Origin of the sequence: Paenibacillus hebaui (assembly GCF_051934385.1) — a bacterium.
GTDB lineage: Bacteria > Bacillota > Bacilli > Paenibacillales > Paenibacillaceae > Paenibacillus.
The window spans coordinates 2,148,195-2,166,651 of record NZ_CP196836.1; the positions used below are offsets into that span (position 1 = coordinate 2,148,195).

Sequence of the window (18,457 nt, forward strand, 5' to 3'; positions counted from 1 at the left end):
TATATAATGGCTAAGAATAAAGACACGAAAAATGTGAACCGTACAGGTGTGTTGAGTATGAAAGATATGACTATCACTTACAAAGACAAAGATAATACAACCATTTTCAATCTCGAAGCACTATTACAAGAGTTTGATGGTGAGCAGTTTTCAATTACAATGAGTTCAGATTTCAATCCTAGCCATGTGTTGGAGGAAACTGAATGATCCATAATGAACTACTAAAGCAATCCTATGAGTCAATCAATGACTATCTAATTCGTCTTGGTGACAATCAAGAACTATACGGTTTGACATGGATTCAGACTGCTGACCTACTTAACAAAGAGTCAGGCGATGAGTATTCAGAGTCTAGATGGCGTAAAAAGTACTCTGCATATCTGGAATGGAAGCCTGTTGTACTTGAGAAATATGCTAACAATGAAGTCGTAGATGAAATTAGAGATGCTACATTAGAATCAAAAAAAGAACGAGTCAAACTTCAAACTGAAAAGATCGAATATAACAAAATGATTCGCGACCAAGCTAGAGCTGAATTACTTGAAGAGAAGATTGTAGATGCAGTAATTAATCGTCCTACTATACATATTCCAGATATCTATATTAAGAAAAACAATGCGAAACGCGACTTTCTTTTCCCTGTTTGTGATCTCCATGACGGCGTATCATTTAAACTCTTTGGATTGGAAGGTGAAGTTCTCAACGAGTACAGTCCTGAGATTCTAGAAAAGCGTATGTGGAGTCTACTCGAAGAGTTTGTATCGATTAACGATGAACAAAAGATTAATCATGTCACCCTTCCCAATCTAGGTGATAGTGTTGATGGCATTCTTCGTATAAGTCAGTTAATGAGTCTAAAAATGGGAGTCACTGATTCTGCAATCCATTTCGCAGAATTTATGAGTCAATGGTTAAATGAACTATCTAAATACTGTGTAGTAGACTACTACTCTATCTTTGGAAATCATGATCAACTTAGACTGCTATCAGGTAAAAGAGATGAATTTCCACATGAAAATGCTCAAAAGTGGATTACTAAATTGATTTCAGCAAATCTAAAGGGAAACAAGAATGTTTCAGTAACTAATTGCAATGAATTCATGTATCTAGACATCCTTGGTACAAAAATTTTAGGGGTACACGGCGAGAACGAAAAGAATCTCGAAAATAGTATTAAAGATTACTCTTTAACGTACAACAAGCCAATTCATCTTTTGTTAAGCGGACATTTGCATCATTCTCATGAGAAAACTATTGGTATGAATGGTGTAAGAGATATTGAGTATGTGCAATCCCCTTCTATTATTGGTATTGATGACTACTCACTCAAACTTAAAAAGACATCGAATGCTGGTGCTAAAGTAATGATTATTGAAGAAAATAAAGGTCGGACACTTACATATAACATTAGATTGTAACAGGAATGAGTCATGCCGTGAGGCACTATCCCTGTCTCCTACTATTAACCGCTATTGTCGTGAGACATGGGTGGTTTTATTTAGTATTGGGGGATATAGATATTGAACTTCAAAGAAATAATCAATTCCATACCTGAAGTGTATTCTAAATTATTTTATGATTCATACACCGAAGGAGATATGAAAGAGTGTAGTAAATGCCATCTTAGATATCCGAAACATGTTCTGTTTTTTAAGCCACATAATGCTACAAAAGATGGATTTCACTATTGCCGAGAATGTGTCAATCAATTCTTTACTAAAATAGTTAGAAATGATACGGCAAATGTATTTAGAGGATTGCATAATATTTTCGCTAATCAGTTAAGTAGTATAAATAAAAAAATGTGCTATGGATGCTTGATATTGTTTGAAAACAACCAAGAGTATTTTGCAAATGGAGCATATTGTAGAATCTGTACTGATATACCTCGTAAAGAGAGCTTATATGGGGAAAATCTACACTTGGCACAAGAAAACAAGAAGAAGTGTAAATATTGCCTAGAAATAAAAGAGCTTAGTGAATTTCCTACATACGGAGTTAAGAAAACAAAGATAATGGGATACTGCTATAACTGTGAAGACTTTGGAAAAGAAGAGAAAAGCAGCTATGACAGAACTTATACACAAAATAACAGTGATGTAAAAAAAGCATACTATCAACAATGGAAAATAAGTGGTGGAGAATTAAAGAGAAGACACAGTGAAGACAAGAGACGAGCTTTGATTAAATCACTACCATTAAATTTTACTGAGATAGACTGGGTTAATTGTTTAGAGCATTTCGATTACTCTTGTGCCTATTGTGGTGAATCTCAAGAGAAAAATTTAGAGATTTATGGTGCTGTGTTAAGTAAAGAACATGTGATTCCCATTAAAGATAATGGATCATTTGAAGCAAAAAATATTGTCCCATCTTGTGTATCATGCAATTCAAGGAAGGGTACAAGAAATCTAGATTCATTCTATAGAATTGATGAGATGTTCACCGCAGAAAGATTTATGAAAGTAAAACAATTTATATCTTAAACATATAAGATTAAGTTTCAATCTGTAAGGGAGACAAATTCCCTAGCAAAGTAAGCAAGAATACATAAATCGATCACCTGATTGCTCATATAGAATCGGGTTATTTCTTATTTATTTTTGTTAAGTAGGTTGTTCCTGTATTAAGGAATGTAAAACGGGCTCTCCCTCCCAATCCTACTTATCATTTCTTTTTATGGGAGTTAGATAAAAGGAAGGTGAAAACTATTGGGAGAAAGAGAACGTAAAGTATGTAGAACTTGCGACAATGAACACAATAAAAGTGAATTCTATGCAAGCTACAATAAATTCGATAAAGATGGGAAGCTAAGTATATGTAAGACCTGTCTTAAAAAAAGTATAGATTATAACGATGTTAACACAGTGAAAGATGTCCTGTTGAATATTAATAGACCATTTATTTTATCTATTTGGGATTCAGCTAAGGAAGAAGCAGACACAAAGAGGTCTCAAGATTATTTTGGTTACTATATAAAATCAATTGGGATGAAGGACTTTAAAGATTTAAGTTGGTTAGATAGTGATTCAAATGAATCTATTAGAAAGAATATCAACGCTCGATCTGTAATCGAACGTGAGCTACTCTCTAATGATCCTACACAAGAAGAACAGGAACGGTTAGACTTTCTAAAAACGAGCGAATCTAGTAAAAAAGATATTATAAAATTAATAGGACACGATCCTTTTATTTATGAGAGAACAGATGATAAACCCTTACTTTACAATAGGCTAGTAGACTTTCTAGATGAAGGAACCCTAGAAGATGGTTTCAAATTACCTACTGTGATTGAGATAGTTAAAGGATTTAATCAATTGGATAAATTAAACAATGCAATTGCATCAATGAATACAGATATTGATGCTCTTGTGAAACATCCCGGTCAAATAAAATCTCTAGTTGAAACGAAGGATAAATTGTATAAGTCCATTCTTGCACTAGCTAAAGATAATGGCATATCAGTCAATCATAATAACAACAAAAGTAAGGGTGCTGGCACTTTGAGTGCAATAATTAAAGACTTGCAGGAAAAGGGATTCGAAGAGGCTAGTATCAACTTGTTTGATATTGAAACTTCTGATGGAATGAAGCAGGTTGCCGACATAAGCAATAAGAGTATTATGGATCAATTATTGTTTGATGAAAATGACTATTCTGAAATGATTGTAGAGCAGAGAGAAAGCTTGTTGCGACTTCAAAATGAGAATGAATCATTACAAGAAGAGTTAAGGCGTTTTAAAAACTCGCTTAGAAGTGGTGAGTTAAATGTCTAAAGAGTCGATGTCTACAAGAAAAATTGATGGTTATCTAAAGTTAGCGAAAATTATCCAATGGGGTAGAAAAAATCCTGTACGATTCGTAGAACGATTTTTAGGTATGGAACTATTAGACTATCAAAAGTATGCATTCATGCAAAGTTGGTCTACACAGTATGTATTATGGTGTATGGGTCGATCTAGTGGGAAAACTACACTGGGTTCACCTTTTATTATGACAAAATCATTATTGATCCCTAACTTTGAAGCCTACATTTTAGCTGGTGTTGGATCGCAATCGCAAGAGATGTTCATGAAAATTGAGAAGATTGCTAAAAAAGAAATCACTTCATTCACAGGTTTGACGGACATATTCTACAATGAGACAGTGAAAAGCTCTGCCAATACAGATGGTTTCACTCACAACCCTGCATCATTCTCTTATAAGCTATATAACGCCGCTACTGTAAAATCTCTTAATGGTTCCTTCGATAACAACAGGAGTAAGCGTAGTAATTTAAACTTTTACGATGAATCTGGTTTTGCACCTGATGAATTATTTACTACTTCTGAGCCATTTACCACACAAAATAGTGATTTTAGACTAGGTGGAGATGTAGACGTTACTCTCTTACCCAAGCAATTCCCCAATCAACTGATTTATGCCTCCTCTGCTTCCTCTACTGATACATATTTCTATAGAAAGTATAAAGACTTCGCAAAGAAGATGTTCCTTGGTGATAAACGGTATTTTGTTGCCGATATTAGCAGCGATGTCGTTATCAATGCAACATACAACGGAAAACTTTATGGTGTACCACTTTTATCAAAAGAGACAGTTGAGACCGCTATGCGTGAAAATAGCGAGAAGGCAATGCGAGAGTACAAGAATGTGTTCACAACAGAAGGTTCCGATCTACAGATTATTAAGAGAGCTTCCATTATTAGAAATTCTAAAGCCAGTATCCCTGTTCTAGCGAATGAAGGGAAACAGAAGTTTGTTTTAGCTATTGACCCTGCAAGACAACACGATAATTCGATCTGTACCCCTGCTGAGTTCTATTTTGATGAAAATGTTGGTTGGAAGATGAGTATTAGCAATTCAGTTAGCTTTGTTGATGTTGCCAAAAAGAAAAAAACACCAATTAAAACCCCAGATCAGATAAAGCATTTTAAACAATTATTGCTTGATTATAATGGAACAGAAGCAGCAGACTATGAAAATGTCATGCAGGTACTAATTGATTCCGGTGCAGGGGGATCAGGTGTATCCTCTTGGGCTGATGGATTGTTAGATGATTGGGTTGATAGTTCTGGAAGAAAACATAAAGGATTAATTGATGCCAAACACGATGAATACGCTATACATGCAAGCAAATATCCCAATGCAAGTAATATTTTGACTCTAGTTTCACCACAAAAATTCAAGCGAGATATGTTTGAGGCTCTAATTGAAATGATGAGTTTAGATTTAATCACCTTTACTGAGAGTTATGATGGTAAAGGTTCTTTGTATTTTGTTGAGGAAGATGGTCAACATAAGGAACACAAACTATCTTTGGATGAAGAAGTGGCTCTAAAGAACGTAGATATTGCTAAAGAAGAACTTGTAAGTATCTATGCATTCAAGAGTACAAACAACAACGTGAGATATGACCTGCCTCCAGAGAAACAGAATAAAATCGGGGATGATAGAGCCTATACGATTGCAATGTTAGCATGGTATTTGCGGAATCTTAGACGTGAAAGTATTACAAAGAAAAATACTAAAAAAATAGATTGGGCTAATGCACCATCATTCGTCTCGAAAATTGAATTTTAAGAAAGGAGGGGCAGTGTGACGGACAAAAAGGAAGAGTTTGAAGTTTTAATCCCTAAGAAGGTTGATGAAGACACTGTATCTATAATTGGCACATCTGAAGAACTTGGAAAGCACTGGCTTGAGCAAGCTATGTATCAATTTAATAGTTCAAACAATCAGTACTCTACATATCTTAACGAAGAAACGTATGGCGATACGAAGACTAGTTCAAAAGAACTCGAAATGTTAGCCGATAACCCTCAGGGCAATCTTGAAAAAATTCGTAAAGTGAACTCAATTATTAAATTCTACATAAACAAAGATGACTTAATTGGAAAAGTGTATGAGACTATTGAAAGTAACATAAACACAGAATTTAGACTTTCATTTCCAACTATCAAGAATGGAAATACTGCTTTAATGGATGATGTGAAACGTCTTATTGAGAATTTTAATAAGCAAATCAATCTCAAACAGTTATTGCGTAAAGCCATTCCAATTGCCTATGCAGAGGGAAATTATCCTATGTATCTTCGCTCTAAGGGAGACAGTTACATAGTTGATCACTATTCATTAGGTGTACTAGAGGTTAGTGACTATGAAATCGGTGGAGAGCCAGTCTTACTAATCAATATGAACGAACTGAAGTCAAGATTACAAAAAACAAACATAAAGACTAGAAAAGGCAAAAAGTTGTTCTTCGATAAACTAGATGAGGAAATTAAAGAGAACTATCCAGACGAAATCTATAGAGGTTATACAGAGAAGGATACATACGTAAAACTGAATGTAGAAAATACAGGAATCATTCGTGTAAACAATATGAACAGGAAATACGGTTTATCTCCTATATTTAGAACTCTAAGTTCTTCCCTCATTCTTGAAACTTTTGACAGAAGTGATCGCATTAATGCTAGAGCAAAAGCAAAGAAGATTATCTTCTTAAAATTACATAAGGAGATACTTGGAACTGATTATAACAGACAATCATTCGAAGAGATGGCTTATACACATGATAACTTCTTGAAAGCTTGGAAGAATGAAACTGTTATATTTGCTGCTCCAGCTTTTGTTGAGGACATTAAGTACATTGAACCAAAAACGGAATCTACAAACATCAATAATGTACTCTACCATCGAAACAAACAAATGACATCATTAGGTATCGGTTTCTTAAGTGTGGGTGATGGTCAGACATACACATCTGCAAACATTTCAGTTAATGAATTAATGAAAACAATCAATAAAATTTGTGAGCAATTGCAAGACATAATTGAGAAATGGTACAGAGTTGTATTGAAAGACAATAACATTCCATTGGATTACTGTCCAACTCTCAAACTGTTGCCTTCCGAGGAACTTGATAAAGAGCTTAAACTAAAATTAGCTGAGTTGCTTTATAGTAAATTCAACTCCTCGTTAGAGACAGCTTATGGGCTTTTAGGTATCAATGTTGAAGATGAAAAGCAAAAGAGAATTAAAGAAAACGAACTGAACTACGAAAAAATCTTTACTCCTCGCTCTACCTCCTACACTAATTCTGGAAATTCTAATAGCGGCAGACCCGTAGACAATAATAATCCAGATAAACAAGTTCAGGATCAAGATAGAAGGAATGGTCAATGAAATTAACGATCTCTTGTCCATGCTGTAATACTGAACTTGAGGTAGAAGTTACCCACAAGAAAGAAAAAGTGAATTTAAGCGAATTAAATGAACACTTGGATATTCTAAATATTGAACTAGCTGAAGGAGGTGAATAAATAGAAAGTGGAAACAACTAATTTTACCAGCCAGTTCAACATTATTTTGAGTGAGTCTGATGAGAACTCAACTAAAGCAGATGTGAAATTTGTAATTTGTGACTTCGATCCTAATAAGAATGACGTTTCTTTGAATAGAGAGACTATCGATAGTTGGGTTTCTACACTAGTTGGTCAACCTGTTGTAGGTAAAGTAGAAGTATCTAGTACAGGTGCTGCCGATTTTACGAGTCACAATGCAAAAGTAGTTGAAAAAGCAGATGCTAAAGGTAAAAAATATAAAACTATTGAGTTTGATACTTCAGCATTCGGTATGTTCAACAATGTATCTATTGAAACAATTGATAACAAAGAATATATCGTAGCAAATGCTCATATTTGGAAGAGATACGATCAAGCATACAAGGTACTCAAAACTAGAGCCGATTCAATTAAAACATCTTGGGAAATTAAAGTATCTGAAAGTCACACAGAAACAATTGATGGACGTACAGTGAAGGTTATTGATAAAGGCGAGTTCTTTGGACATGCCCTACTAGGATCGTCAGTATCTCCAGCGTATGATTCTAGCGGTGTTGTTCAAGTTGCATCTGTTGATGTAGTTGATTTTGAATTAGCCGAAGCGTTATGTTCAGATATTGAAAAACAAGAACAAGGAAAGGAGGAAGATACATTGCCTAAAAATAACACAGAAGTGTCCGCACTCTCTGCTAGAGATTTGCATCAAAAAGTTAAAGAGTCTTTGAATCCAAAGGGTTACTCAAGCAATCCATACTACTCAGTGTGGGAAGTATATCCTGAAGAACACAAAGTTCTAGCTTATGATATTGATCGCAGTTCGAATGATGATTATATGGTATTCACGTACTCGATTGCTGATGATACCGTAACAATTGGAGAAGGAACAGAAGCTAAGTTGAGTCAACTATTGGCAGATAAGGAGCCTGTAGTATCACTGAGTAAGCAAGTCAATGAGCTATCCGAAAAGCTCGACCAAAAGAATACAGAGCTGATTGAAGCCAGTGAACAAATTGTTATCCTAGAATCGTCGATTGCTGAACTGGAACCTTTTAAAGCAGAATTTGAAGCTGCTGAACAAGTGCGAATCGAAAATGAGTTATCCGAAAAGAGAAGTCAGCTTAAAGAAATGGCTACTAAGAGTGGATACATAACCATTGAAGAACTAGAAACTAGTGAAATTAAACAGCTAATTGATGAAGCCGATGAAAAAGGCATTAAATTACTAATTGCTGAAAGAGTCGTAGCACAAAGTGACAACAAAAATAAAGGTTCAGGGCAACAAGAAAGAAAAGTCATTGATACTGATGATGAAAAGTTTGACTACAGAACAGTCCTATCAACCCTAATTCGAAAATAACTATATGGAGGAATAAAAAATGCTTAGAAGTTTGCAAACACACCCACATAAGGTTGCTGACGCAACATTTCAATCCGCTACACCAACTGTACGAGGACAGCTCGTTCAAAAAGATTTCTCAACTAAAACCGCAGTAACCCCAACATCCCAAGAGGGATTGTATTGGGTGAATAAAGATAACTATCCTACAGGCTTGATGAGCGTAGAAGGTGAACTCTCAGATTATGATGAGCGACTGGAAAATATTAAGGATGGAGAATTTGTCGTCTTGGAAGTTCCTTTGTCTGGAGAAGTCTATGGAACAACTGAATTTGTTGCAACGGGATTGGTCAATGGGGACTACCTTGAGGTTGAAACTGCTGGTGCAAATGCTCGAAAACTTAAAAAGGCTTCTGCCGCCACAAAGTTTCGATTTAATGGAACCACAAATGATAATGGTCACACACTCGCAGTAGTTGAAGTAGTCTAATAAACGATAATCCAAGGAGGATACTAAAAATATGCTTAACACTGAAATTGCAAGTCTAGTAAATGAAAAAAGTAAAATGTTTGAATGGGCATCTAAAGTTGAATATAAGAAAGACATGAGCTCTGAAGATAAAGAGATTTCACAGGTAATGGATGCATGGGCTAAAGATATTGGCGAGAAAGGTTCAGATCATAATAATGAACTAGCAAACTATATTGTCAACGTTATCAGCCCTGAAGTGTATGATGTTCCAGATGAGCTTCTTGATTTCATGTTTGATCGTGGGACCATCGATGAGTTTGACGATTATAAACTTGTCGAAGATCCTAAGAATACCCTGATTGCTCATGACGCTGCAAAAGGCGGCAATGTTAACAAATCATATATTGATAATAACGCTGTAACTCCAGTATGGAAACATAAGCAAGTTGAAACTTCGATTACATATGCAGACCTTAGACGCAACGGATTCAAATCAATTGCCAATCTGACTGTTTTCGGTAAAGAAGCACTTCAAAACAAAATGTTCTATGATATTTTCTCTCAGGTAGATGCAGCTATTACAGGTGGCGAGCAATTGATTACTGCTGGAGGTTCCAATCCTTCCATTGCGGCTATGGATCAACTTGCATTGTATTTGGTTGATCGTGGAGAAAATCCATTCACAGTTTCACTCTCCAAATATGCACAACAAATTGCACGTATGAGTGGACATGCTCCATTTATGAGCGAAGAAATGAAAAATAGCTTCAATCGGTATGGATTGGTTGACTTCTATAACGGTGTACGTGTAGGTCAAATTTCCGGTGCGAAACGTACTGGTGATAACATGCAGTTGTTGCCTGATAAACGCATTTTCGGTTTGGCAGGTAAGATTGGTAAATTGGATATGCGTGGACAACTTCGCGTGTATGAAACCTTTGACAACCAACGTGAGAAAGTTGATCTGAAGATTACTGGATTTGAATTCGGAACTGCAATCAATAAGATTGACAAAATTGCCAAGATTGTCTTGACTTAAACATCATTAAATTAGGGGGCGTTAATTCGCCCCTATTTATAGAAAGGGAGAGATTATGAGTATTAACGACAGTACATTAATTGACGTTCACAACTATACAGACGGTTGTGTAGCTGTAGCAAGCAACATTAAACAAGATGGTTATCTTTTTGAGCCATCAAGCAATGATATCCCATATGTATTGCAGCTTTCTTTCAGTGAAGTTCGCGGTATTAACACCCAATCTCATGTTTTCCGTGAGGGTTATCTGAGATTTGATCCAGCCAAGGAGAAGGATATCTATGAAGCCTTGGGTGTCCGTAATTGGGAAACTATTCTGACCAACAAAGACATTGAAAAAATCATTCTAGAACCTACAAAAGAAGGGCTCGAATTACTGATGAAGATTGACTCCACATCCCTTTTTGAACGTGTGCGTGGAATGGTCACTCAATTAGACAATTCCAATGCCTATGATATTTCTACTAGAGTGAAAAACGCTATTGATAGTCGTTATAAGGAACTCTATGAAGGAAAACGGATTACAGCTATTCAAATTCGAAAAACTTCTTCTGAAATGGAAGCTGAAGAAAGCTCGAAGAAACAGAAGGAATTGGAAGAAATTCTAGCTGAAGAACGAAAGAAAATTGAAGCTGAAATTAGAGCAGAGTTTGAAGCAAAACAAAATGAGAACAAAGAAACCAAAAAACAAACGGGTAAACGTGTTAGTGCAAATGGTGCTCAAGAAGCTCCTTCGGAATAGGCAGGTGTCTTATGGGTACTCCAGTTGAATCGGTATTAGATTCTTTTTATAAACTTATTGAGAGAGACTTAGATTTCTTTACATATCAAAATGTACCTGATGACGAAGCTGAAAGTATTGTAAAAAATCGAGCTTACAACTATTTAAACGAAGCGATTTCTAAATTGTTGCTACAGGGATTTCCTGAAATTTCATTTGGATATAATAAAGATACTGAAGTGTTCGATGAAGAGTTAACAAGAGTAGAGATAAATATCATAGCTCAATTAATGCTTGAATGTCACTTTCATCGTGATTACTCAACTCTTAAAGCGAATCAAATTCACTTTAGTCCAAAAGACTTACAAGCATTTAGTCCAGCAAATGAAAGAAAAACCTTTGTTGATATGTATAAGGGCATAGTTTCTGATAACAGACTTAGATTAAGTGAATATTTCTCTAGGAATCGACTAACTGGTGCTTTAAAAGGAATTGATTACAGTAAGTATCAGTTTGATTGAGGTGAAATATGGATTTAGGGTATTTTCGAAAGATAAATAATGCTCATGCTATAAGACATCGCAAAGATATTGATGTCTACAACAACAAAAGAAAGATAGCATCAAGTTTTATGTTAAATCCATTAGCATATACAGTTGAGGTAAATGAGATCAGTAAAAAGCTTTGGATTTTACCACACATTAAAAAGGATATATGCAAGCTTACTGCCCATCCATACGAGAAGTCCATTGAGTCAGGTGAACTTGTTTACTGGAACGATGACTATTGGTTAATTACTGAAGCTAAACCTCATACAGAAATTATTTCTCAAGGTACTATGGAAAGATGCAATCAAACTTTAAAGTGGATCGATGACAATGGTGACATTCAAGCGCATCCAACTGTTTTTTACTATAACGCTAGATCGAATTTTGGTATTGAAGAAGGAAAGGTTATGAATTTACCTGCGGGTAGACGACAAACCGTTGTGCAACTTAATGAACATACTCGTAAATTAAAACGTGATGATCGCTTTATCTTCGGTAGCGAAGTCTTTAAAGTGATTGATGATGATTACGTTTCAGACGAAGGTTTAGTTAACCTCAGCTTACAGTCAGATCAAATTGATCCAGTCAAAGACAATCTTGAATTGGGTATTGCTGATTACAATCGATATACACCCTACGGTATGAGATTACTCAATGATCAAATTAATAGTATTGGCATCAATCAGACTATCCAATTAAATGTTGAAGTCAAAAAAGGCGATAAGATTATATCAAATCCTTCCATTGAATTCATTGTAATTAACAAGGAAATCGGAGATGTTGATTCCACAGGACTGTTTACACCTAAACAAGTTGGTGAGACTGAAATCACTATTAATTACAAAGGGATTTCGACTAATCTGATGATTGTGGTAGTAGATAGTATTAGCAATGACTACTCAGTAACGATTACAGGCAATGATTCAATTAAGTCTGGTCGAGAGGGTGTTTATACGTGTGAATTCTATTTGAATGGCTCTCCATGGCAAGACGAGGGCTTATTTGTGCTGTCTTCAGATGATGGAGTAACGCCTAGTAAGTTTGCTTCTATTGTGTCACAAGGTAACAACAAATGCACGATTAAAGCGGCAAGCAATATTGATTTTACCAAAATCAGAGTTCCTCTGTATGTACAATTGAATGTACAGAATCTCAATGGATTATCCGTTGGGAATAAGAGAATTAAGATTGTGCCACTAATGTAAAGGAGGTGAGGTATGTCCAGATTTGAGAGTTTGGCTAGAGATAAAATTACTGTTATAGACAAACTTCTGTCATCACAGGAAATACTCAAGGCTTTAGTTTACAATGATTCTGATTTCTTGAATAAAAAAGATATTGATCCCCAGATGGTAATGTATAATCACATTTTCCCCTATAAATTTGTACCCAAAACTTCTGATGAGAAAAAGACATACATAACAATGACTTTCGGAAACTACAGAAAAGTTGGTAATTCTTATAAGTCTGGATTTATCACATTTAATGTCTTCACACATCAAGACTTGTTTCGTACAGATTATGGTACTTTAAGAACAGACTACATAACTATTAAATTGGATGAACTTTTTAATGACTTTGATGGGCTTGGGGTTGGAAAAGCGAACTTTCACACAATGGATTATTTAAGTGTAAACACCGACTACCATGGTTCCTATGTGGTATACAAGACTTACGATTTTAACTGAGGTGATTAAATGATTATTGATCGCCTTCAAGCATTCTTAGCGCAACCTACCAAGTTTAATGGATCAGTCAATATTTATTCTCCTACTATGGATGAGATATCAAATGTCGGATATGAAGAATACATGTTGAAGGTACAATTTTCTTTGTTTAACAAGGAAAAGATATTAATCGATTTATTCAATTTATCTGATGAAGATTATGATCTGATCAAAGAAACTTCTGACTATGATATTCTGACTGACCACCCCAATCTTAAAGATTATATGACTGATTCACTATCTTTCTTTGCTAGATCTCCAGTAATCTTTGATGAACTATCCAATTCTTTTAAGGTCGATGGCGTAGAGTTTGTCAACAAAGATAACTATCAAGACTATTCTCTCGTTATAAAACAGTTGAATGCAATGGATATGGGATCAGAACAAGAAACAAAAAAAACAGCCAAAGCAAAGGCATTTCAAGATCGAATCAACTTCTTCAAAAAGAAAACTCAAAAAAAAGAAGATGTGCTTGAAATTAAGGACATTCTTTCTATCCTTTGTAATGCTGGTAACAATGGAATAAATATCTTCAATGTTGGATCACTCACAATCTATCAAGTCTATGAACAATTCGAACGATTGAATATTAAAGAAAGTTTTAACAGGCTCCACCCAGTTTGGGCAAACGGACATTTGGGTGAAAACACAAAATTACCCGAATGGATAAAAAGAACAAAACTTTAATCTCCACTCTACCAAGGGTCGGAGATTATTTATATTAGGAGGAAATTATAAATGTTAGTAGATGGTCGTTATGGTAATAGAGATATTCTGGATCTTCAAATTGTCGATTTCGTAAGCAGTACCCCATTGATGAAAATGGATTATGCAAATACTTCGTCTCTTGAAATGGCTTCTAGCCGAGTCTATGCAATGGGTGCGGGTACTCGTCGTATTGCGTGGGATGGTGAAAAAACAGCCACCCTTACAGTTGAAACACAAATCTTCTCACTGGAGCATTTGGCAATTTTGGCTGGCGAAGAAATTAAACGTGGTAAACAAAATGTTTACAAGACAGAGATTCTACCTGTTTTAGCAGACAATACAGTAGTTCTTAAAAAGGTTCCAGTTGGAAATGTAGTCGTTTTCCCATTCGTTAATGGTCTTTCAGTGAAGGAGAATCAAGTTCACACTGTTACGGACAAGACGATTACTATGGATGCTGGAGCAACTGTACAACCGGGTGATGAAGTTGAAGTTTACTATCAAACGGAAGTTGCACAAGCAAGTAAACTGTCGTTCACTGCTAAGGGATTCCCTAAATATGTGAAACTGATTGGTGACACAATTTGGATCGATGAAACTAGTACATCTGCTGTGGGCTCACAAATGGTTTGCTATAAAGCAAAAATTCAGCCAAACTTCACTATTTCAAACTCTGCCGAAGGAGATCCAAGTACCCTCACTCTTGTATTTGACCTCTTCCCTGCAAAAGTTGATGGTATTGATACACTGATTGACATGATCGTTTACGACGACCAAGACTAAAAATACATATGGGGTGAGGCTTAATGCTTTGCCCCTATTTTTTTCTAGGAGAAAAATATGAAAACAATTACAATAGCCGCGCCAGTAAGAAACAGAGAGTGGATACTTCCTAATTATCTGTTGAAGATTTTTGAAATTAACTATCCTAAGTCATTAATCGATTTACACTTTGTTGTCAATGATAGCTCCGATAAAACATTTAAGTTGTTAACAGAATTCAAAAAAGATAACAAAGGTTTGTACAATAATATAAGAATCGATGTAATCAACAACGATACTCCAGCAGACAAGCGAGAGTTTAGCGTAAGGAACCAGCATATTTACAAGCATTTGAGCAATTTAAAGAATTACATTATGACTAAAACTAGAACTGATAAACTAATCTTTATCGATACAGATATCATTGTTGAATCCGATGTAATTACTAAACTGCTTAAACACGGCAAAAAGATTGTATCGGGACTAATTTACAATGGATATCTAACCAACAAAGATAAGCCTTATTTATATCCAAATATCATGAAGTTAGATGATAAAGGACAATATCGACATATAACAAACTATCATGTTAAAACTGCTCCTTCCCTACTCTGTTCTAAATTGCAACGAGTAGATTTGACTGGTGCAGTCATTTTATTGGATAGATCAGTTTATAAGTCCGTAAAATACGGATTTCATCCACAAGGCGAAGATGCATATTTCTGCAAGATGGCTCAAGATAAAGGATTTGAGCTTTTTTGTGATTTGTTTGCCTATAGTCAACACATTATGTCACCAGAACAACTAAAACAATTAGGGAGTTAGAAAAATTGACCAAACGAAAAGTAATGCTTTATCCACCAACATTAAATTGGGGATTTTTAAAGCAAACTCCACAACAAATTTCAGAACAATTCGCGAATAACGGTTATGATGTTATTTTTTGCAACAATGAACAATCAAATAGACCTGTTGAAGAAGTATATCCTCATGTTTATGTTTATCATAATTTTCAAGAAGTGTTGAATAAGATTAAACACAAACAACTCAAGGTGGATGTTTTTTACTACACTTGGGCTAAATCTGCTCAATATGTAGAAAACATTAAAGCTAAGATCAATATATATAATCGTGTTGATGAGTTTCCAGATTGGGCTCCATACGAACAAGAAGCAATGAATAAGGCAGATATTATATTTACTACAAGCCAAAAACTATATGCTAAGACTCAGGAATCCAAACCTACATATTTGATTAGAAACGCCTGTCCAGATTCATACATTGAGAAAAATTCAAATGTTCCTGAAGAGTATAGAGAAGTTAGTGAGCCCATCGTGATGTTTTCTGGAGCTGTTGGCTCATGGATTTCAACGAACTTAATAAAAAAAGTAGCGGATAGATACAAGACTTTTTTAGTAGGACAAGAATTCGGGAAACACTGCCCCGACAATGTAATCAATTTGGGTGTTAAGAGTCACGATGATTTACATGCATACTATCAACATGCCGATGTTTCATTGATTCCATTCAATCTAAAAGATGGTATTACTCAGTCATCTTGCCCTCTCAAGCTATTTGAAGCTATGGCATCTGGTACATTATCCGTAGCTACAAAATGGGAAGAAACTGAAATTTATCCCGATGCAGTATTAACAGCAGAAGACGATGAAGAATTTTTATCTCAAGTAGACAAAGCAATTCAGTTTTCAATTAACAATAAGGCACAGGTAGCAGAGATAACAAAAAATTTAGCCAAAAAGAACACATGGAGTGTGCGTTACAGGCAGATCGATGAGGCAATTGAGGAATATGCACTGAAAAGTGGTGTTGTGCTTGGGTCTTAAAGTTCTATTTACGAATAACAGTTCCCTTATCAAATATGGTGTTGCTTCGGGATTCAGTAATCTTGGACATGAAGTGCACATTATGGATGGCAAATATCAATTGTGGGACAAAGACAAGGAAACCCAAGTTGAATTATTCAAAGATTACATAGAGAACAATCATGTAGATATTGTATTTTCTGAGTGTTTCGCTAACTTTGCTGAAGGCATATTTGAGCACACAAAAGTAAAAGGAATATTCCACACATTCTTTTCAATTGAGGATACCCCATTTGATCATTGGATAGGTGACTACTGGTCTGACTATGCTGACTACATCTTTACGACTACAGCGGAATGCTTACCAAATTACTGGAACAAGGGCAAGCAAGCTGAGTTGATGTTATTTGGCTGCAATCCGAACTTTCACAAACGAGTCGATTCAGGTATCCAAAGAGATATTGTGCTTATTGCTAATAACTATGAGCGTAGATTTGAACAGACTAAACGTTTCATCATGCCAGTTGTTGAGAATGGATATGACGTGAGTATTTACGGCAATGAATGGTGGATGGATTCTAATCGTGAGATTAATTTGCTGAGTCATCCTTCAATTTATAAAGGATATGGTGCATATGAAGATCTCCCCTATCTTTACTCATCAAGTAAAGTAATTATCGGTCAAAATTTAGATGATAAATCTATTACACAAACCTCGATGAGACCTTATGAGAGTCTGTCTATAGGTGGAGGATTGTTAGTTAGCCCTTGGACACCAGCTCAAGAATACCTATTTCATGATCATGTATATTTACCAAAGAATACCGACGAGATGTTACTCATGGTTGATGAAGTTTTGAATATGACAGACAGACATAGGACTTGGAAAGCAAAAAGAGCACAACAATTTGTATACAAGTATCATAATTATGATTTGAGAGCTCGGCAAGTTATCAATGCGTACCACGGACACAAACCATAAGGAGATGAATTAATGACTAAATCAAATAAGCTAACACTAGCTAAACTTAATACTGTTGATAGTAAGAACAATCAGCGTAAAACAATCTATGTGACATCAGAAAATTATGAGGTAAATGTACACACCTACTTCCGTGAGTCATTGATGGAAGATGCAGTAACAGAGTACATTGCCCTAGTTGAGGAATTGCGAAATAAAACTGAGCTTGACGATGTATTGATTCGTGGAACACTGAGTCTGTTCAATGTGTTGGTGATGCAGAAATTCACTGACCTCCCATTTCCCAAAAAAATGAATTTGGGTAGTCTGATCGAGATTTCACGAAAGTTTCTTGACAACGGAATTACCAATGAAGTAATCAATTCATTCCCAAAAGAAGAACTCGATAAACTTGAACAGAGATTTAAAGCGGCTCAACAACAAGCAGCAAAAGTAATTGCTGAAATGGCTGTAGCTTCAGTAGCACAAGCCGAGGAAATCTCTGATGCAAGTTAAGACACAGCAAGACTTGTTAAAGTTTCTTAAACAGTTACAGCAACCAGTGTCAAAAGCTTTAAATAACAATGTAGCCAAAACTGTTAAAACAATTATGAAGGATAAAGTACAAGAGGAAGTGTATGATCCATATACTCCTAGCGTATATCAACGTACAGGAAGATTAGGTAGTGAGGATAGTATGGAATCTAAATTGATCAACGATGACACTACGTTGGTAGTTGAAAATGTACGTTCAGATGGAGATAGAAATGTAGCTGAAATAGTGGAGACAGGTAAAGGATATACATACGATTTTCAGTATTCAGGTATTCCACGTCCATTCACAGAAGCAACAAGGGAAGAGTTGGAAAATACTGGAGAACATGTAGCGGCTTTGTATGCTGGACTCAAACAACAGAACATTAAAGTAGAGAAGAAACACTGAGAAGCGATCATTTGAATCGCTTCTTTTTTATTTCTCTTTTTAACACTAGAAGCAAAAAGGAAGTGATTTAACTG

General features: G+C 35.5%; 21 protein-coding genes. All 21 read left to right on the top strand.

Features of this window, described 5'->3' with window-relative positions:
• Positions 1–6: 6 nt before the first annotated feature.
• Complete coding sequence (locus ACR32F_RS09830; RefSeq protein ID WP_440118435.1) at positions 7–207, top strand: YonK family protein; 201 nt, start codon at positions 7–9, stop codon at positions 205–207.
• Positions 204–1,418: a metallophosphoesterase gene (locus tag ACR32F_RS09835; protein ID WP_440118437.1), complete on the top strand. Its 1,215-nt coding sequence runs from the start codon at positions 204–206 to the stop codon at positions 1,416–1,418. Before ACR32F_RS09830 ends, ACR32F_RS09835 begins: the two co-directional genes overlap by 4 nt.
• 102 nt (positions 1,419–1,520) lie before the next feature.
• Positions 1,521–2,486 carry an HNH endonuclease gene (locus ACR32F_RS09840; RefSeq protein WP_440118439.1) on the top strand — a complete coding sequence of 322 codons (966 nt, stop codon included), beginning with the start codon at positions 1,521–1,523 and terminating at the stop codon, positions 2,484–2,486.
• A 225-nt stretch (positions 2,487–2,711) separates the two neighbouring features.
• A complete protein-coding gene (locus ACR32F_RS09845; protein ID WP_440118441.1) occupies positions 2,712–3,776 on the top strand; it encodes a hypothetical protein in 1,065 nt (354 codons plus the stop codon).
• On the top strand, positions 3,769–5,580 hold the full coding sequence (locus ACR32F_RS09850) for a terminase (protein ID WP_440118443.1): 1,812 nt from the start codon (positions 3,769–3,771) through the stop codon (positions 5,578–5,580). The genes ACR32F_RS09845 and ACR32F_RS09850 overlap by 8 nt, the downstream gene beginning before the upstream one ends.
• 15 nt (positions 5,581–5,595) lie before the next feature.
• Positions 5,596–7,185, top strand: a complete 1,590-nt coding sequence (locus tag ACR32F_RS09855) for a hypothetical protein (RefSeq protein ID WP_440118445.1) — start codon at positions 5,596–5,598, stop codon at positions 7,183–7,185.
• Complete coding sequence (locus ACR32F_RS09860; RefSeq protein ID WP_440118447.1) at positions 7,182–7,322, top strand: hypothetical protein; 141 nt, start codon at positions 7,182–7,184, stop codon at positions 7,320–7,322. Before ACR32F_RS09855 ends, ACR32F_RS09860 begins: the two co-directional genes overlap by 4 nt.
• Before the next feature lie 7 nt (positions 7,323–7,329).
• The gene (locus tag ACR32F_RS09865) at positions 7,330–8,700 is read left to right on the top strand and encodes a hypothetical protein (protein ID WP_440118449.1); all 1,371 of its coding nucleotides are present in this window, start codon (positions 7,330–7,332) and stop codon (positions 8,698–8,700) included.
• A 19-nt stretch (positions 8,701–8,719) separates the two neighbouring features.
• Positions 8,720–9,169 carry a hypothetical protein gene (locus ACR32F_RS09870; protein WP_440118451.1) on the top strand — a complete coding sequence of 150 codons (450 nt, stop codon included), beginning with the start codon at positions 8,720–8,722 and terminating at the stop codon, positions 9,167–9,169.
• 31 nt (positions 9,170–9,200) lie between these two features.
• Positions 9,201–10,190, top strand: a complete 990-nt coding sequence (locus tag ACR32F_RS09875; RefSeq protein ID WP_440118453.1) for a hypothetical protein — start codon at positions 9,201–9,203, stop codon at positions 10,188–10,190.
• A gap of 55 nt (positions 10,191–10,245) precedes the next feature.
• A complete protein-coding gene (locus tag ACR32F_RS09880) occupies positions 10,246–10,932 on the top strand; it encodes a hypothetical protein (RefSeq protein WP_440118455.1) in 687 nt (228 codons plus the stop codon).
• Positions 10,933–10,943: 11 nt separating this feature from the next.
• The gene (locus ACR32F_RS09885; RefSeq protein ID WP_440118457.1) at positions 10,944–11,432 is read left to right on the top strand and encodes a hypothetical protein; all 489 of its coding nucleotides are present in this window, start codon (positions 10,944–10,946) and stop codon (positions 11,430–11,432) included.
• An 8-nt stretch (positions 11,433–11,440) separates the two neighbouring features.
• A complete protein-coding gene (locus ACR32F_RS09890; protein WP_440118459.1) occupies positions 11,441–12,664 on the top strand; it encodes a hypothetical protein in 1,224 nt (407 codons plus the stop codon).
• Between the two features lie 12 nt (positions 12,665–12,676).
• Positions 12,677–13,147, top strand: a complete 471-nt coding sequence (locus tag ACR32F_RS09895) for a hypothetical protein (protein WP_440118461.1) — start codon at positions 12,677–12,679, stop codon at positions 13,145–13,147.
• Positions 13,148–13,156: 9 nt separating this feature from the next.
• Complete coding sequence (locus ACR32F_RS09900) at positions 13,157–13,873, top strand: hypothetical protein (protein WP_440118463.1); 717 nt, start codon at positions 13,157–13,159, stop codon at positions 13,871–13,873.
• Between the two features lie 51 nt (positions 13,874–13,924).
• Complete coding sequence (locus ACR32F_RS09905) at positions 13,925–14,677, top strand: hypothetical protein (RefSeq protein ID WP_440118465.1); 753 nt, start codon at positions 13,925–13,927, stop codon at positions 14,675–14,677.
• A gap of 57 nt (positions 14,678–14,734) precedes the next feature.
• The gene (locus ACR32F_RS09910) at positions 14,735–15,481 is read left to right on the top strand and encodes a glycosyltransferase (protein ID WP_440118467.1); all 747 of its coding nucleotides are present in this window, start codon (positions 14,735–14,737) and stop codon (positions 15,479–15,481) included.
• 5 nt (positions 15,482–15,486) lie between these two features.
• Positions 15,487–16,500, top strand: coding sequence for a glycosyltransferase (locus ACR32F_RS09915; RefSeq protein ID WP_440118469.1), 1,014 nt, complete (start codon positions 15,487–15,489; stop codon positions 16,498–16,500).
• Positions 16,501–16,582: 82 nt separating this feature from the next.
• The gene (locus ACR32F_RS09920; RefSeq protein WP_440118471.1) at positions 16,583–17,461 is read left to right on the top strand and encodes a glycosyltransferase family protein; all 879 of its coding nucleotides are present in this window, start codon (positions 16,583–16,585) and stop codon (positions 17,459–17,461) included.
• Positions 17,462–17,473: 12 nt separating this feature from the next.
• Positions 17,474–17,956 (top strand): hypothetical protein, encoded by a 483-nt coding sequence (locus tag ACR32F_RS09925; RefSeq protein WP_440118473.1) that lies wholly within the window; start codon positions 17,474–17,476, stop codon positions 17,954–17,956.
• A complete protein-coding gene (locus tag ACR32F_RS09930; RefSeq protein ID WP_440118475.1) occupies positions 17,946–18,383 on the top strand; it encodes a hypothetical protein in 438 nt (145 codons plus the stop codon). Before ACR32F_RS09925 ends, ACR32F_RS09930 begins: the two co-directional genes overlap by 11 nt.
• Positions 18,384–18,457: the final 74 nt, after the last annotated feature.

What these genes read in the sequence shown, in the direction of transcription:
- ACR32F_RS09900 (WP_440118463.1), top strand. Translation starts at nt 13,157, where the DNA reads ATGATTATTGATCGCCTTCAAGCATTCTTAGCGCAACCTACCAAGTTT.
- ACR32F_RS09930 (WP_440118475.1), top strand. Translation starts at nt 17,946, where the DNA reads ATGCAAGTTAAGACACAGCAAGACTTGTTAAAGTTTCTTAAACAGTTA.
- ACR32F_RS09870 (WP_440118451.1), top strand. Translation starts at nt 8,720, where the DNA reads ATGCTTAGAAGTTTGCAAACACACCCACATAAGGTTGCTGACGCAACA.
- ACR32F_RS09875 (WP_440118453.1), top strand. Translation starts at nt 9,201, where the DNA reads ATGCTTAACACTGAAATTGCAAGTCTAGTAAATGAAAAAAGTAAAATG.
- ACR32F_RS09910 (WP_440118467.1), top strand. Translation starts at nt 14,735, where the DNA reads ATGAAAACAATTACAATAGCCGCGCCAGTAAGAAACAGAGAGTGGATA.
- ACR32F_RS09925 (WP_440118473.1), top strand. Translation starts at nt 17,474, where the DNA reads ATGACTAAATCAAATAAGCTAACACTAGCTAAACTTAATACTGTTGAT.
- ACR32F_RS09880 (WP_440118455.1), top strand. Translation starts at nt 10,246, where the DNA reads ATGAGTATTAACGACAGTACATTAATTGACGTTCACAACTATACAGAC.
- ACR32F_RS09890 (WP_440118459.1), top strand. Translation starts at nt 11,441, where the DNA reads ATGGATTTAGGGTATTTTCGAAAGATAAATAATGCTCATGCTATAAGA.
- ACR32F_RS09920 (WP_440118471.1), top strand. Translation starts at nt 16,583, where the DNA reads ATGGATGGCAAATATCAATTGTGGGACAAAGACAAGGAAACCCAAGTT.
- ACR32F_RS09850 (WP_440118443.1), top strand. Translation starts at nt 3,769, where the DNA reads ATGTCTAAAGAGTCGATGTCTACAAGAAAAATTGATGGTTATCTAAAG.
- ACR32F_RS09895 (WP_440118461.1), top strand. Translation starts at nt 12,677, where the DNA reads ATGTCCAGATTTGAGAGTTTGGCTAGAGATAAAATTACTGTTATAGAC.
- ACR32F_RS09835 (WP_440118437.1), top strand. Translation starts at nt 204, where the DNA reads ATGATCCATAATGAACTACTAAAGCAATCCTATGAGTCAATCAATGAC.
- ACR32F_RS09885 (WP_440118457.1), top strand. Translation starts at nt 10,944, where the DNA reads ATGGGTACTCCAGTTGAATCGGTATTAGATTCTTTTTATAAACTTATT.
- ACR32F_RS09905 (WP_440118465.1), top strand. Translation starts at nt 13,925, where the DNA reads ATGTTAGTAGATGGTCGTTATGGTAATAGAGATATTCTGGATCTTCAA.
- ACR32F_RS09830 (WP_440118435.1), top strand. Translation starts at nt 7, where the DNA reads ATGGCTAAGAATAAAGACACGAAAAATGTGAACCGTACAGGTGTGTTG.
- ACR32F_RS09860 (WP_440118447.1), top strand. Translation starts at nt 7,182, where the DNA reads ATGAAATTAACGATCTCTTGTCCATGCTGTAATACTGAACTTGAGGTA.